This is a genomic window from Streptomyces cyanogenus (assembly GCF_017526105.1).
GTDB classification, from domain to species: domain Bacteria; phylum Actinomycetota; class Actinomycetes; order Streptomycetales; family Streptomycetaceae; genus Streptomyces; species Streptomyces cyanogenus.
On sequence record NZ_CP071839.1, the window covers coordinates 2,681,884 to 2,696,813 of the forward strand.

At 73.2% G+C, this 14,930-nt stretch carries 11 protein-coding genes; 9 read left to right on the top strand and 2 right to left on the bottom strand.

Going from position 1 to position 14,930, the window contains the following annotated elements; all coding sequences use genetic code 11:
* Nucleotides 1-86: 86 nt before the first annotated feature.
* The 7 genes from lpdA to S1361_RS12010 all read left to right on the top strand — a co-directional run bounded on the left by lpdA (nt 87) and on the right by S1361_RS12010 (nt 10,174).
* A complete protein-coding gene (lpdA, locus tag S1361_RS11980) occupies nt 87-1,475 on the top strand; it encodes a dihydrolipoyl dehydrogenase (protein WP_208031836.1) in 1,389 nt (462 codons plus the stop codon).
* 61 nt (nt 1,476-1,536) lie between these two features.
* A complete protein-coding gene (sucB, locus tag S1361_RS11985) occupies nt 1,537-3,324 on the top strand; it encodes a 2-oxoglutarate dehydrogenase, E2 component, dihydrolipoamide succinyltransferase (protein ID WP_208031837.1) in 1,788 nt (595 codons plus the stop codon).
* 181 nt (nt 3,325-3,505) lie between these two features.
* Entirely contained in the window at nt 3,506-4,129 is a 624-nt protein-coding gene (locus S1361_RS11990; protein WP_208031838.1) for a GntR family transcriptional regulator, read from the top strand.
* A gap of 280 nt (nt 4,130-4,409) precedes the next feature.
* Nucleotides 4,410-7,112, top strand: a complete 2,703-nt coding sequence (gene aceE, locus S1361_RS11995) for a pyruvate dehydrogenase (acetyl-transferring), homodimeric type (RefSeq protein ID WP_208031839.1) — start codon at nt 4,410-4,412, stop codon at nt 7,110-7,112.
* 85 nt (nt 7,113-7,197) lie between these two features.
* Complete coding sequence (locus S1361_RS12000) at nt 7,198-8,184, top strand: helix-turn-helix transcriptional regulator (protein WP_208031840.1); 987 nt, start codon at nt 7,198-7,200, stop codon at nt 8,182-8,184.
* A 67-nt stretch (nt 8,185-8,251) separates the two neighbouring features.
* A complete protein-coding gene (locus S1361_RS12005) occupies nt 8,252-8,770 on the top strand; it encodes a DUF4240 domain-containing protein (protein ID WP_208036562.1) in 519 nt (172 codons plus the stop codon).
* A 219-nt stretch (nt 8,771-8,989) separates the two neighbouring features.
* Nucleotides 8,990-10,174 (top strand): MarP family serine protease, encoded by a 1,185-nt coding sequence (locus S1361_RS12010; protein ID WP_208031841.1) that lies wholly within the window; start codon nt 8,990-8,992, stop codon nt 10,172-10,174.
* Nucleotides 10,175-10,202: 28 nt separating this feature from the next.
* Here the strand turns inward: S1361_RS12010 and S1361_RS12015 are convergent, their stop codons facing one another.
* Entirely contained in the window at nt 10,203-10,691 is a 489-nt protein-coding gene (locus tag S1361_RS12015) for a GNAT family N-acetyltransferase (RefSeq protein WP_208031842.1), read from the bottom strand.
* Between the two features lie 73 nt (nt 10,692-10,764).
* Between S1361_RS12015 and S1361_RS12020 the strand changes: the two genes are divergently transcribed.
* Both S1361_RS12020 and S1361_RS12025 read left to right on the top strand, forming a co-directional pair.
* Nucleotides 10,765-11,661, top strand: coding sequence for a TIGR01777 family oxidoreductase (locus S1361_RS12020; protein ID WP_208031843.1), 897 nt, complete (start codon nt 10,765-10,767; stop codon nt 11,659-11,661).
* A 180-nt stretch (nt 11,662-11,841) separates the two neighbouring features.
* A complete protein-coding gene (locus S1361_RS12025; RefSeq protein WP_208031844.1) occupies nt 11,842-13,206 on the top strand; it encodes an NAD(P)/FAD-dependent oxidoreductase in 1,365 nt (454 codons plus the stop codon).
* 84 nt (nt 13,207-13,290) lie between these two features.
* On the opposite strand, the gene S1361_RS12030 is transcribed toward S1361_RS12025, so the two are convergent.
* Nucleotides 13,291-14,748, bottom strand: a complete 1,458-nt coding sequence (locus S1361_RS12030) for an NsdA family TPR-like regulatory protein (protein ID WP_208031845.1) — start codon at nt 14,746-14,748, stop codon at nt 13,291-13,293.
* Nucleotides 14,749-14,930: the final 182 nt, after the last annotated feature.

Here is a 14,930-nt window from a genome sequence, read left to right on the forward strand (position 1 = left end):
AGGGCCGAAGCATCAAGCGGCCGGACACCAGCCGCCTGCCGGTCATCGGAGACCGGCGTACGGCGCACATGCATGGAGGACGTGACGTGGCGAACGACGCCAGCACCGTTTTCGACCTAGTGATCCTCGGCGGTGGTAGCGGTGGTTACGCCGCGGCCCTGCGCGGGGCGCAGCTGGGCCTGGACGTCGCCCTGATCGAGAAGGACAAGGTCGGCGGCACCTGCCTGCACCGGGGTTGCATCCCCACCAAGGCCCTGCTGCACGCGGGCGAGATCGCCGACCAGGCCCGCGAGAGCGAGCAGTTCGGTGTGAAGGCCACCTTCGAGGGCATCGACGTCCCGGCCGTCCACAAGTACAAGGACGACGTGATCTCGGGCCTGTACAAGGGTCTGCAGGGGCTCATCGCGTCCCGGAAGGTGACGTACATCGAGGGTGAGGGCCGGCTGTCCTCCCCCACCTCCGTGGACGTGAACGGCCGGCGCATCCAGGGCCGCCACGTCCTGCTGGCGACCGGCTCCGTGCCGAAGTCGCTGCCGGGCCTGGAGATCGACGGCAACCGCATCATCTCCTCCGACCACGCCCTCGTCCTGGACCGCGTGCCGAAGTCCGCGATCATCCTGGGCGGCGGTGTCATCGGTGTCGAGTTCGCCTCGGCGTGGAAGTCCTTCGGCTCGGACGTCACGGTCATCGAGGGCCTCAAGCACCTCGTCCCGGTCGAGGACGAGAACAGCTCGAAGCTTCTCGAGCGCGCGTTCCGCAAGCGCGGCATCAAGTTCAACCTGGGCACCTTCTTCCAGAAGGCCGAGTACACCCAGGACGGCGTGAAGGTCACCCTGGCCGACGGCAAGGAGTTCGAGGCCGAGGTCCTGCTGGTGGCGGTCGGCCGCGGCCCGGTCTCGCAGGGCCTGGGCTACGAGGAGGCCGGGGTCGCGATGGACCGCGGCTACGTCCTCGTCGACGAGTACATGCGCACGAACGTCCCGACCATCTCCGCCGTCGGTGACCTCGTCCCGACGCTCCAGCTCGCGCACGTCGGCTTCGCCGAGGGCATCCTGGTGGCGGAGCGTCTGGCCGGTCTGAAGGTCGTTCCGATCGACTACGACGGTGTCCCGCGGGTGACGTACTGCCACCCGGAGGTCGCCTCCGTCGGTATCACCGAGGCCAAGGCCAAGGAGATCTACGGCGCGGACAAGGTCGTCGCTCTGAAGTACAACCTGGCGGGCAACGGAAAGAGCAAGATCCTCAAGACCGCGGGCGAGATCAAGCTCGTCCAGGTCAAGGACGGTGCCGTCGTCGGCGTCCACATGGTCGGCGACCGCATGGGTGAGCAGGTCGGCGAGGCCCAGCTGATCTACAACTGGGAGGCGCTGCCTGCCGAGGTCGCCCAGCTCATCCACGCCCACCCGACGCAGAACGAGGCGCTCGGCGAGGCCCACCTGGCCCTGGCCGGCAAGCCGCTGCACTCCCACGACTGAGCCTTCGGTCAACGGGCGCGACGACACAGACTTCCGCAATTCGTTAGGAGCAACCGAAACCATGGCGGTTTCCGTAACCCTTCCGGCGCTCGGTGAGAGCGTCACCGAGGGCACTGTCACCCGCTGGCTGAAGGCCGAGGGCGAACGCGTCGAGGCCGACGAGCCGCTGCTCGAGGTCTCGACCGACAAGGTCGACACCGAGATCCCGGCCCCCGCCTCCGGCGTGCTTTCCTCCATCAAGGTCGCCGAGGACGAGACCGTCGAGGTCGGCGCCGAGCTGGCCCTGATCGACGACGGCTCGGGCGCGCCCGCCGCCGCGCCGGCCCCCGCCGCCGCCGAGGCCCCCGCCCCGGCTCCGGCCGCCGAGCCCGCCCCGGCCCCGGCCGCCGAGGCTCCGGCCGCCCCCGCTCCGGCCCCCGCCGCCGAGGCCGCTCCGGCCGCCCCGGCCGGTGGCGCCGAGGGCACGGACGTGGTCCTGCCCGCGCTCGGTGAGTCCGTCACCGAGGGCACCGTCACCCGCTGGCTGAAGTCGGTCGGCGACTCCGTCGAGGCCGACGAGCCGCTGCTCGAGGTCTCCACGGACAAGGTCGACACCGAGATCCCGGCGCCCACCTCCGGTGTGCTGCTGGAGATCACGGTCGGCGAGGACGAGACCGCCGAGGTCGGCGCCAAGCTCGCCGTCATCGGCGCCCCGGGTGCCGCTCCGGCTCCGGCCGCCCCGGCCGCGGCCCCGGCTCCCGCTCCGGCCCCGGCCCCGGCTCCCGCTCCGGCTCCGGCTCCGGCCCCGGCCCCGGCTCCGGCGCCCACCGCCGCTGCCCCGGCCCCGGCGCCCGCTCCGGCGCCCGCGCCGGCTCCGGCTCCGGCTCCGGTCACCCCGGCCACCGCGCCCACCTCCCCGACCGCCACCCAGGCGACGGACGAGGGCGCGTACGTGACCCCGCTGGTGCGCAAGCTCGCCGCCGAGAACGGTGTCGACCTGTCCGCCGTCAAGGGCACCGGCGTCGGCGGCCGTATCCGCAAGCAGGACGTCATCGCCGCCGCCGAGGCCGCGAAGGCGGCCGCCGCCGCTCCGGCTCCGGCCGCCGCCCCGGCCGCCGCCAGGAAGGCCCCGGCGCTGGAGGTCTCCCCGCTGCGCGGCCAGACCGTCAAGATGCCGCGCATCCGCAAGGTCATCGGCGACAACATGGTCAAGGCGCTGCACGAGCAGGCGCAGCTGTCGTCGGTCGTGGAGGTCGACGTCACCCGCCTGATGAAGCTGCGCGCCAAGGCGAAGGACTCCTTCGCGGCCCGCGAGGGCGTCAAGCTCTCCCCGATGCCGTTCTTCGTCAAGGCCGCCGCGCAGGCGCTGAAGGCCCACCCGGTCATCAACGCCAAGATCAACGAGGCCGAGGGGACCATCACCTACTTCGACACCGAGAACATCGGTATCGCGGTGGACTCCGAGAAGGGCCTGATGACCCCGGTCATCAAGAACGCCGGCGACCTCAACATCGCGGGCATCGCCAAGGCCACGGCCGAGCTGGCGGGCAAGGTCCGGGCCAACAAGATCACGCCCGACGAGCTGTCCGGCGCGACCTTCACCATCTCCAACACCGGTTCGCGCGGCGCGCTCTTCGACACGATCATCGTGCCGCCGGGCCAGGTCGCGATCCTCGGCATCGGTGCCACGGTCAAGCGTCCGGCCGTCATCGAGACCGAGGAGGGCACGGTCATCGGCGTCCGCGACATGACCTACCTGACCCTCTCCTACGACCACCGCCTGGTCGACGGCGCCGACGCGGCCCGTTACCTGACGGCGGTCAAGGCGATCCTGGAGGCGGGCGAGTTCGAGGTCGAGCTGGGCCTGTAGCCCTTCGGTCCCGTCCTGTACGAGCACCCCGTCCGGAGCCTCTCCGGGCGGGGTGTTCGTGTTTGTCTGCACGGGGCGCGTGTAAGCCTTGTCTCACCTGCGCAAAAGCACCCCCACGCGCCCTACCCGCGGAGCGGACCGGCCTTATTGTCTAAACGTCAGCCCTCCCTAAGGAGCCCTCATGACCGCGCCCGTCGTCCACTCGCTGCGCGAGCAGATCCGCGAGCACATCGTGGAGGGGATCGTCAGCGGGCGCTGGCAGCCGGGTGAGCGCATCGTGGAGCGCCGGATCGCCACCGAGCTGGAGGTCAGCCAGACCCCGGTCCGTGAGGCCCTGCGCGAGCTGGAGTCCCTGCGCCTGATCGAGTCGGCCCCCAACAAGGGCGTACGCGTGCGCAACCTGACCGCGGCCGACCTGGAGGAGAGCTACCCGGTCCGGGCCGGTCTGGAGGCCATCGCGGCCGAGCTGGCGGCGGAGCGCCTCGCGGGGGACTGCTCGGCGCTGGAGCCGCACGTCCTGGCCCTGTACGAGGCCGACCGGAACGCGGACGGCACGGCCCAGGTGCGCCACACGGTCGGCTTCCACCGCGAACTGGTCCGCGCGGCGCACAACTCGGTGCTGCTGCACACCTGGGAGGGCCTGGGCATCGAGGTGTTCACGGCGCTGTCGATCCGCTGGCTGGGCACGGTGCAGCAGTCGTACGCGGAGGAGCACGAGGAGCTGGTGCAGGCGTTCAAGCGGCGGGATCCGCGCATCGCGGAGCTGGTGAAGTCGCACGTCCTCGGCTGCGCGCCGCGCGCCTGACGCGCCTGGTACAGCCGAGCAGACCCTCGCTCAAACGCCGCCCCACCTGCGAAAACAAGGCGTTTTCGCGTCACCCGGTGCCATCGCTGAAGGCACCGGGTGCCTACTTTCTCGGAATCAAGACTTTTTGGCCCTCAACCCTTTGATCGATCATCGATCAGGGAGTTACAGTCGCCGACGGACTTCCACCGAGGTCCGCTGCCCTGTCCTGCCAAAGACCAAGGGCACCCCCGAACCCTTACCGATGAGGGAACCCCCTTCGACTGAGGAAGGCGGCGACATGACCGACCCCAACGCCATCCAGCCGAGCGCGCTCGACCAGCTACCGGACCGCGACCCGGAGGAGACCGCCGAGTGGCAGGCCTCCCTGGACGCCGTCGCCAGGGAGGCCGGGCCGCACCGCGCCGCGTACCTGATGCGCCGCACGCTGGAGCGCGCCGAGGCGGGCGGCATCGCGCTGCCGAAGCTCCTCGAGACCGACTACGTCAACACCATCCCGACCGCCGCCGAGCCGGCCGTGCCCGGCGACCCGGAGATGGAAGCCCGGATCACCGCCTGGAACCGCTGGAACGCGGCCGCGATGGTGACCCGCGGCTCGAAGTACGGCGTCGGCGGCCACATCGCCACCTTCGCCTCGGCGGCCTGGCTGTACGAGACCGGCTTCAACCACTTCTTCAAGGGCAAGGAGGGCGACGGCTCCGGCGACCAGCTGTACATCCAGGGCCACGCCTCCCCCGGCATCTACGCCCGCGCCTTCCTGGACGGCCGCCTGAACGAGGCGCACCTGGACAACTTCCGCCAGGAGGCCGGCGGCAACGGCCTGCCCTCCTACCCGCACCCGCGCCGCCTGCCCTGGCTGTGGGAGTTCCCGACGGTGTCGATGGGTCTCGGCCCGCTCTCCGCGATCTACCAGGCGCGCTTCAACCGCTACCTCACCAACCGCGGCATCAAGGACGTCTCCGCCTCCCACGTCTGGGCCTTCCTGGGCGACGGCGAGATGGACGAGCCGGAGTCGACCGCTGCTCTCGCGCTCGCCGCGCGTGAGGAGCTGGACAACCTCACCTTCGTCATCAACTGCAACCTGCAGCGCCTCGACGGCCCGGTCCGCGCCAACTTCAAGATCGTGCAGGAGCTGGAGGCCCAGTTCCGCGGCGCCGGCTGGAACGTCGTCAAGACGCTGTGGGGCACCGCCTGGGACGAGCTGTTCCAGCTCGACACCACCGGCGCGCTGGTACGCCGCCTGCGCGAGGTGCCGGACGCGCAGATCCAGACGTACCAGACCCGCGACGCCGCCTACATCCGCCAGGACTTCTTCGGCAAGGACCCGGCGCTGGTGGAGATGGCGAAGCTGCTGAGCGACGACAAGATCCTGGAGTGCTTCCACCTCTCCCGCGGTGGTCACGAGGCCCGCAAGGTCTACGCGGCGTACAAGGCGGCCGTCGAGCACAAGGGCGCGCCGACCGTGATCCTGGCCCAGACGGTCAAGGGCCACACCCTCGGCGAGGGCTTCGCGTCGAAGAACGCCAACCACCAGATGAAGAAGCTGACGGTGGACGAGTTCAAGGCGATGCGCGACCTGCTGGAGCTGCCGATCAAGGACAGCGACTTCGTCGACGGCGTGGTGCCCTACGGCCACCCGGGCGCCGACTCGCCCGAGGTCCGCTACCTCCAGGAACGCCGCGCGGCCCTCGGCGGCCCGGCCCCGGCCCGCCGTACGCACGCGCTGCCCGCGCTGCCCGCGCCCGCGGAGAAGGCCTTCGCCTCCTTCGACAAGGGCTCCGGCTCGCAGAACGTGGCCACCACCATGGCCTTCGTCCGCCTCGTCAAGGACCTGGTCCGCGACAAGGAGACGGGCAGGCGCTGGGTGCCGATCGTCCCGGACGAGGCGCGCACCTTCGGCATGGAGTCGCTGTTCCCGTCCCTCGGGATCTACTCTCCCAAGGGCCAGACGTACGAGCCGGTCGACCGCGACCAGCTGATGTACTACAAGGAGGCCAAGAACGGCCAGATCCTCAACGAGGGGATCACCGAGGCCGGTTCGATGGCCGACTTCATCGCCGCTTCGACGTCGTACGCGACGCACGGCGAGGCGATGATCCCGTTCTACATCTTCTACTCGATGTTCGGCTGGCAGCGCACGGCCGACCAGATGTGGCAGCTCGGCGACCAGCTCGGCCGCGGCTTCCTCGTCGGCGCGACGGCCGGCCGTACCACCCTCACCGGTGAGGGCCTGCAGCACGCCGACGGCCACTCCCCGGTGATCGCCGCGACCAACCCGGCCGCGCTGACGTACGACCCGGCGTTCGCCTACGAGATCGCGGTGATCGTCCGCGAGGGCCTGCGCCGGATGTACGGCGAGGCGAAGCCGGGCGAGGACCAGAACGTCTTCTACTACCTGACGGTCTACAACGAGCCGCTGCCGCAGCCCGCGAAGCCGCAGGGCCTCGGCATCGACGAGGGCATCGTCAAGGGCCTGTACCGCTTCAACACGGCGGAGTCCGCGGGCGTGTCCGCCCCGGCCAACGCCCCGCGCATCCAGCTGCTCGGCTCCGGCACGGCGATCCACTGGGCGCTTCAGGCCCAGAAGCTGCTCGCCGAGGAGTGGGGCGTGGCCGCCGACGTGTGGTCCGCGACCTCCTGGTCGGAGCTGCGCCGGGACGCGATGGAGGCCGACGCGGCGCTGCTGCGCGGCGAGGAGCGGGTCCCGTACGTCCGCCAGGCGCTGCAGGGCGCCGAGGGCCCGGTGCTGGCCGTGTCCGACTACATGCGCCAGGTTCCGGACCAGATCGCGCAGTGGGTGGAGCAGGACTGGTCCTCGCTGGGCGCCGACGGCTTCGGTCTGTCGGACACCCGTGAGGCCGCCCGCCGCCACTTCGGCGTCGACGCCCCGTCGATCGTCGTCGCGGCCCTGGCCCAGCTCGCCCGGCGCGGCGAGGTGAAGGCCACGGCGGTCAAGGAGGCCCGGGAGAAGTACGGGCTGTAGTCACCGCGGTCCTGGAAGGGGTACGGCTGCTGCCGTACCCCTTCTGTGCCGTTTCCCTGTCGGTGGCCCCCGGCATCATGAACGCATGCGTGCCGCACGTCTGATCAAGATGGTCCTCCTGCTCCAGTCCCGGACCACCATGACCGCCGCCGAACTCGCGCGCGAGCTGGAGGTGTCGGAGCGGACCGTGACGCGGGACGCCCAGGCGCTGTCGGAGGCGGGGGTGCCGGTGTACGCCGACCGGGGGCGGGCCGGGGGGTACCGGCTGGTCGGCGGGTACCGGACGCGGCTGACCGGGCTGGCCCGGAGCGAGGCCGAGGCGCTGTTCCTGAGCGGGGTGCCGGGCGCGCTGCGGGAGATGGGTCTGCAGGACGCGGCCTCGGCGGCCCGGCTGAAGGTGTCGGCGGCGCTGCTGCCCTCCCTGCGGGACGCCCCGGACACCGCCGCACAGCGCTTCCACCTGGACGCCCCGGCCTGGTTCCGGGAGCCGGAGCCGCCCGCGTTGCTGCCCGCGGTCGCGGAGGCGGTGTGGGACGACCGCCGTCTCAGGGCGCGTTACCGGCGCGGGGACGGCGAGGTCGAGCGGACGCTGGAGCCGTACGGGCTCGTGCTGAAGGCGGGTGTCTGGTACCTGTGCGCGCGGGTCGCCGGCAGCGGCTCCTTCCGGACGTACCGGATCGACCGGTTCGAGGCCGTCGACGCCCTCGCCGAGCGTTTCCTGCGGGCGGCGGACTTCGACCTGCCCGCCCACTGGGCGGAGCAGGCCGAGCGGTTCGCCCGGTCGATCCTGCGCGCGGAGGTGGTCGTACGGCTCTCCCCGGACGGCGTGCGCCGGCTGCCGTACGCCGTCGATCCGCTCGCCGCGCGGGAGGCGCTGGGCGGGGCGGGCGCCCCGGACGCGGAGGGCTGGGTGACGGTGACGCTGCCCGTGGAGTCGGAGGAGGTCGCGCACGGCCAGCTGACGGCGCTCGGGCCGGAGGCGGAGGTGCTGGCCCCGGCGAGCCTGCGGGAGCGGTGCGCGGCGGACGCGGCCCGGCTCGCGGCGCGGTACGCCCGCCGGGACGCCGGTTGACGTTCCGCCGTACCGCGCGGTACTCCGCGTGCGGCCCACCGGCCGAGGCCCGATGCTGGTGACCGTGATGGACGAGACGGAGTTCTGGGAGCTGATCGACTCCACCCGCGAGGCCGCCGAGGGCGACCCCGAGGAGCAGGCCGACCTGCTCGTGGAGCGGCTGCTCCAGCTGGATCCGGAGCTGGTCCTGGACTTCGCCCGTCACTTCGAGGCGCGCTACAACCGGGCCTACCGCTGGGATCTGTGGGGCGCCGCCTGGCTGCTGCTGGACGGGTGCAGCGACGACGCGTTCGACTTCTTCCGGTGCTGGCTGATCGGCCAGGGCCGGGAGGTGTTCGAGGGCGCGCTGCACGATCCGGACGCGCTGGCCGGACTGCTGGGCGAGTTCGACGAGGAGATCGACGGCGACGGGGAGGAGCTGGGGTACGCGGCGGACGAGGCGTACGAGCAGCTGACCGGCACCGTCGCGCCCGACCTGGGCATCGCCCCGGCGCCCGCGGAGCCGCAGGGCACGCCCCTGGACCTGGAGAGCGACCGGGTGCTGGCCGAGCGGTATCCCCGCCTGTGGGAGCGGTTCAGGGGGTGACGCCGGCTCCTGCGTGGCGCCTGTGGCGTCCCCGGGGAGGTGTGCGCTGCCCGTGATGTGCGCTGTGCCACCTGGTGGAACCATCGTCCAGGTCCGGGTCGTTCCTGGGGGTACACACGTACGTGACCGGTTCCACCGTCCGGTGGCCGTCTCCCGTGCGCGTGCTGATCAGCGGACCGGCCCGGTCCGTACTGAGGGGTCCGAGAGAAAGGCGGCTCCGTGGATCTGCTCGACCTGGTGCTGGTGCTGGTGATCGTCGTCTACGCGGTGTCCGGGTACCGGCGCGGCCTGGTGGCCGGATGCGTCTCGCTGGCCGGGTTCGTGGGCGGCGCGGTCATCGGCGTGTGGCTGCTGCCCTGGGTGACGGGCCAGGTGGAGCGGGGCTCGTCGACGGCGACGGTGCTCGCGGTGCTGACGGTGCTGGTGCCGGCGGTGGTGGGGCACGAGCTGGCGGGGCGGCTGGCGTTGCGGCTGCGCGGGGAGCTGGACCGGGGCCCGCTGCGGGTGGCGGACGGGCTGGGGGGTGCCGCGGCGAACTCGGTCGCGGTGCTGATCGTGGCCTGGGTGGCGGCGAGCGTGCTGAGCGCGGCCCCGTCGCAGCCCCTGACGACGGCGATACGGAACTCGACGCTGCTGGGCGCGGTGCAGGAGGCGATGCCGCAGACCACGCCGGCGTGGTTCTCGCGGGCCACGTCCGCGCTGACCGAGGCGGGCTTCCCCCAGGTCTTCAACCCGTTCGAGAACGAGTCGACGGCCCGGGTGGCCCGGCCGACCGGGGACAGCGTCACACCGGCCGCGACGAGTGCCGCCAAGCGCAGCTCGGTGAAGATCGAGGGAGCCGCGGGCGTGGAGGGCCGTGAGGGCAGCGGGTTCGTGTACGCGCCGCACCGGGTGATGACCAACGCGCACGTGGTGGCCGGCATCGACGACCCGAGCGTGCGGGTCGGCGGGGTGGGGCCGTCGTACCGGGCGCGGGTGGTGCTGTTCGACCCGGACCGGGACGTGGCGGTCCTGTACGTGCCGGGGCTGCGGGCACCGGTGCTGCGGTTCGACCCGAGCGCCGCGCGCGGGGACGCGGCCGTGGTGGCGGGCTATCCGCAGGACGGGGCGCTGGACCTGCAGGCGGCGACGGTGGCCGGCCGGGTGCGGGCGACCGGCCAGAACATCTACAACGACCGCACGGTGACCCGGGAGATCTACTCGGTGCGCTCTACGGTCCGGCCGGGCAACTCCGGCGGCCCGCTGCTGACCACGGACGGCAGGGTGTTCGGGGTGGTCTTCGCCCGGTCCACCTCGGACGCCGAGACGGGGTACGCGCTGACGGTGGCGGAGGTGGCGGGCGACGCCCGCCGCGCGGCCACGGCGACGGCGCGGGTGGACACGGGCCAGCTGGTCGACTCGTAGGCCGCCGCGGCACGGGCCACCCGGCCACCTACAGGCTGCGGCCCATGCACACGTCGTCCACGTACCGGCCGTCGATGAGGAACTCCTCCGGCAGCACACCCTCGACGGCGAACCCCTCGGACGCGTACAGCGTCCGGGCGGGGGTGTTGTGCGCCAGTACGCGCAGGGTGAGGCGCCGTGCGCCCCGCCGGCGCGCCTCGGCGACGGCGGCCCGGATCAGGGCGCGCCCGACGCCCCGCCCGCGCGCCTCCACGGCGACGGCGAACCCCTGGACGGCCAGGACGTGCGCGTTGGAGGGCAGCGGGGTCGGGTGGATGAGGCGGATGTAGCCGAGGAGGCGCCCGTCGGCCTCGGCGACGAGGAAGTCGCCGGGGCGGTGCCGGTCGTCGAAGAACGGCGGGTAGGGCGGCTCCGGCCGGGGGGCCACCGCGTGCAGGGTGGACCAGGTGGCCCGGTCGAGGAGGGCCAGTTCCTCGTCGTCGGCGGGCCGGGCGGTGCGTATGTGCGGCTCGGGCATGACGGTCACCCTACGGCGGGCGGTACGGGCGTCCCACCGGGTTTCCGAGCGGCCGTACGGTCATGCTGGGGCCATGGAACGCTCACGTATCGCGGTGGCCGGCGCGTCCGGTCTCATCGGCAGCGCTCTGGTGCGGTCCCTGACCGCGGCCGGGCACGAGGTGGTACGGCTGGTGCGCCGGGCACCCCGGGGCGCGGACGAGGTCCGCTGGGACCCCGGTCGGCAGTACGTCGATGCGGCCGGGCTGGCCGGGTGCGACGCGGTGGTCAACCTGGCGGCGGCCGGGGTGGGCGACCGGCGCTGGACCCCGGAGTACAAGCGGCTGCTCCGGGACAGCCGGGTGCTGGGCACGGCCGCGCTGGCCGAGGCGGTGGCGTCGCTGCCGGGCCCGCCGCGGGTGTTCGTGAACGGCAGCGCGATCGGCTTCTACGGCGACACGGGCGACCGGGCGGTGGACGAGGACGCGCCGCCGGGCGACGGCTTCCTGGCCTCCCTGTGCGTGGAGTGGGAGGAGGCGGCGGCGCCCGCGCGGGAGGCGGGCGTACGGACGGTGCTCGCGCGCACGGGGCTGGTGGTGGCCCGGGGCGGCGGGGCCTGGGGGCGGCTGTTCCCGCTGTTCCGGGCGGGGCTCGGGGGACGGCTGGGTGACGGGCGGCAGTACTGGTCGTACATCGCGCTGCACGACGAGGTCGCCGCGCTCCGGCATCTCATCGACCACGACGACCTGTCGGGGCCGGTGAACCTGACCGCTCCGCAGCCGCTGACGAACAGTGAGATCACGGCGGCGATGGGGCGGGTGCTGCACCGGCCGGCGGTGTTCGCGGTGCCCGCTCCGGTGCTGCGCACGGTGCTCGGGGAGATGGCCGGGGATGTGCTGGGCAGCCAGCGCGTGGTGCCGAAACGGTTGCTGGGGTCGGGGTTCCGGTTCGCGTTTCCGGGCATCGAGGAAGCGATCCGTGCGGCCCTGTGAGCCGGCTGACCACAACGGCGAACGAAAGTGACCGTATGCGACCTCCATGCGACCGTGCCCTGTTGATGCGCGACTGTTTCTGACCGATCACCCCCCTACGCTCGACCCGAACTCGGGTATCCCTTGCGCCTGTTGGGGGCATGACGTCTCCACCGGTCGCGCAACCACAGGAGGGGCCTCGTGCTTGAGCCCGCGTACCAGGTGGACGTCGTCATCGTGGGAGCCGGAATCGCCGGCCTCTCGGCGGCTCATCGGCTGACCAGTGCAGGAATCACCACCGCGGTCCTGGAGGCCGCCCCCTGCGTGGGGGGCCGTATGTCGACCGAGAAGGTCGACGGCTTCCGGCTCGACCGCATCGGACAGCTGCTGTCCACGTCCTATCCCGAACTCCGCCTGACCCCGGGCCTGGACGCCCTGACCCTGCGCCGCTTCGCGCCGGGCGTCCTGCTGCACCGCGACGGCCGCACCCAGCGCGCGGGCGCGCCGGCGGCCGGCGGGAGCGCGAGGGGCGCACGGGGCGCACTCCATGTGGTGCGCGCCCTCGCCAGCGCCCCCAGGGGTACGGCGGCCACGCCCGGCGCGCCGGTGGGCGGCGCGGTGGACCAGGCCCGGCTGGGCGCCGCGCTCGGCCGGATCGCGGCGACCCCCGTCGAGCGCATGCTGGCCCGCCCGGAGATGCCGGCCGCGCAGGCACTCGCGCGGCGCGGGGTGCCGGCGCGCACCATCGACGGCTTCCTGCGCCCGCTCCTCGCCGCGCTGCTGTGCGACCCGGAGCTGACCACCTCCAGCAGGTGCGCCGACCTCGCGCTGCGCGCCTTCGCGAGCGGGCGGCTGTGCGTGCCGGAGGGCGGCGCGGACGTGCTGCCGGAGCTGCTGGCCCGGGCGCTGCCGCCGGGCACCGTGCACACCGGGGTGCGGGTCACCTCGGTGTCGACGACCTCGGTGGCCACCGCCGAGCACGGGGAGATCCGCTGCCGGGCGGTGCTGCTGGCGACCGACGCGCGGGCCGCGGCCGAGCTGCTGCCGGGGCTCAGGGTGCCGGAGTTCCACCCGGTGACGGTCGTCCACCACACCACGGACGACCCGGCGGCGGCCTTCTCGACGGGCGCCTCGCTGCTGCTGGACGCCGACCGGGGCGGGCCGGTGGCGCACACGGCGGTGCTCAGCAACGTGGACCCGAGCCGGGCACCGGCCGGCCGCGTGCTGATCTCGTCGACGGTGCTGGGCACCCCGCCCGAAGGGGTGGACACGGCGGTCCGCATCCACCTCTCCCGCCTCTACGGCACCTCCACGCGCCGCTGGGAGACCCTGGCCGTGCACCACACCGCCGAGGCGGTCCCCGCCATGCGCCCCCCGCACGACCTGCGCCGCCCGGTACGCCTCCTGGCCGGCCTCTACGTCTGCGGCGACCACCGCGACACCAGCACGGTCCAGGGCGCCCTCCACTCCTCCCACAGGGCCGCGTCGGCGATCCTGGCGGACCTGGGCGCGACGGGTTCGCTGCACTGCGCGGACCCGGTCCCGACGATGCCGAGGGCGGCGTAGGCGATCCCCCTGGGCGCGGGGAACCGCGCGGCAGGCCACAGCGAACCCGCACCCGGCACACGGCGTCGGAGGTACGGCGAGCCCCTACCCCAGTGCCGCCACCTTCTCCCGGTACACCCGCACCGGCGCCGCGTCCCGGTACGGCTCCAGCCGGCGCTCGAACTCCTTCACGTACTCCACGGCGCGAGCCGACCGCATCTCCGCGGCCTGCCCCGCCGCCTCCGCGGCGATCGCGCACGCCTGGTCGAGCTCCCCGAGGCCGAGGCGGGCGGTGGCGAGCACGACCCGGCAGAACAGGCGGCTGCGGGCATAGGTGGGCGCCCGCAGCTGCAGGGAGCGCTCGGCGTGCTGCGCGGCCGCCCGGAACTGCTGCAGGTCCCGGTGGCAGTGCCCGAACTCGTCGGCGAGCTGCGCCTCGTCGAAGAACGCGGCCCAGTACGGCACGTCGTCTCCGGGCCGGGCCGCCTCCAGGGCGCGCTCGGCCCGCACGAGCGCGGCGGTGGACGCCCGCACCTCCCCCAGCACGGCGTGCGCCCGCGCCTCGGACGCGTGCAGGAGCGCCTGCACGACCGGCGGCGCGCCCGTGCCGACGCCCTGCTGGGCGACCCGGGCCAGCTGCACCGCCTCCCGGCCGTGGCCGAGGTAGACGGCCTGGCGGCTCATGGTGACCAGGACGTACGAGCCGTAGGCCCGGTCGCCGGCCGCCTGGGCGAGCCGCAGGGCCTGCACGAAGTAGCGCTGGGCGAGCCCGTGCGCGGCGATGTCGTACGAGGTCCAGCCCGCGAGCCGGGTCAGGTCGGCGGCGGCGCCGAACAGGCGGCGGCCGGTCTGCTCGTCGTAGCTGCCGCGGAGCATCGGCTCGCACTCGTGCTCCAGATAGCGCACCAGCGCCTGCCGGGCGTGGCCGCCGCCGAACCGGTCGTCGAGGGTGCGGAACAGCTCGCCGACCGAGTGCAGCGCGGCGATGTCACCGCTGCCGACCCTGTGCCCGGGGCGGCGCTCGGCCTGCCCGCGCGAGCGCGGCGGGGCCGGCAGCTGGGGTTTGGCCGCGCCGGGCCGGCCCTGCGGGGGCACCCGGGGTGCCGGTTCGCGGGCCACCCGGTCGTCGGCCTTGCCGATCAGCCAGTCCCGGCTGGGCACGACGAGCCCCGCCGGGGTGAAGGCGATCTTGCGCAGCTCGGCGTGGCTGCCGGAGTCCTTGCGCCACAGCCCGCTGACGATGTCGACGGCCTCCTCCGGGGTGGCGGCGAACTCCAGCCCGGCGTAGACCGGCGCGCAGGCGTCCAGGCCGAGGTCCTGGGCGGTGAGCCGGCGGCCGAGCCGGCGGGTGAACACCTCGGCGATGAGGGCGGGGGTGGTACCGCGCGGCTGCTGGCCGCGCAGCCAGCGGGTGACCGAGGTCTTGTCGTATCTGAGGTCCAGCCCGTGTTCGAGGCCGAGCTGGTCGACGCGACGAGCCAGACCCGCGTTGGAGAACCCCGCCTCTGCGATGAGCGCGGCGAGCTGGCGGTTGGGGGTGCGCTGCGCGGGTCGGTCCGTCATCTGCGGTGCGGTCTCCTGCCTTCCGGGCCTATTGGTGCCCGGATTGCCTTTGAGCAGCCCTTATGGCCTCACGAACGGCGCGAATGTAGCGGAGAGTGAGCAGACGGTCGCACGCTTCGCCAGGCATTCATCCGATCGTGTGAGGAACGCCCGCAGGGCTGACGTACGCCGGTCGGACGTAC

Coding starts and splice junctions, on each gene's coding strand:
- sucB (WP_208031837.1), top strand. CDS start 1,537: ATGGCGGTTTCCGTAACCCTTCCGGCGCTCGGTGAGAGCGTCACCGAG.
- S1361_RS11990 (WP_208031838.1), top strand. CDS start 3,506: ATGACCGCGCCCGTCGTCCACTCGCTGCGCGAGCAGATCCGCGAGCAC.
- aceE (WP_208031839.1), top strand. CDS start 4,410: ATGACCGACCCCAACGCCATCCAGCCGAGCGCGCTCGACCAGCTACCG.
- S1361_RS12000 (WP_208031840.1), top strand. CDS start 7,198: ATGCGTGCCGCACGTCTGATCAAGATGGTCCTCCTGCTCCAGTCCCGG.
- S1361_RS12005 (WP_208036562.1), top strand. CDS start 8,252: ATGGACGAGACGGAGTTCTGGGAGCTGATCGACTCCACCCGCGAGGCC.
- S1361_RS12015 (WP_208031842.1), bottom strand. CDS start 10,691: ATGCCCGAGCCGCACATACGCACCGCCCGGCCCGCCGACGACGAGGAA.
- S1361_RS12020 (WP_208031843.1), top strand. CDS start 10,765: ATGGAACGCTCACGTATCGCGGTGGCCGGCGCGTCCGGTCTCATCGGC.
- S1361_RS12030 (WP_208031845.1), bottom strand. CDS start 14,748: ATGACGGACCGACCCGCGCAGCGCACCCCCAACCGCCAGCTCGCCGCG.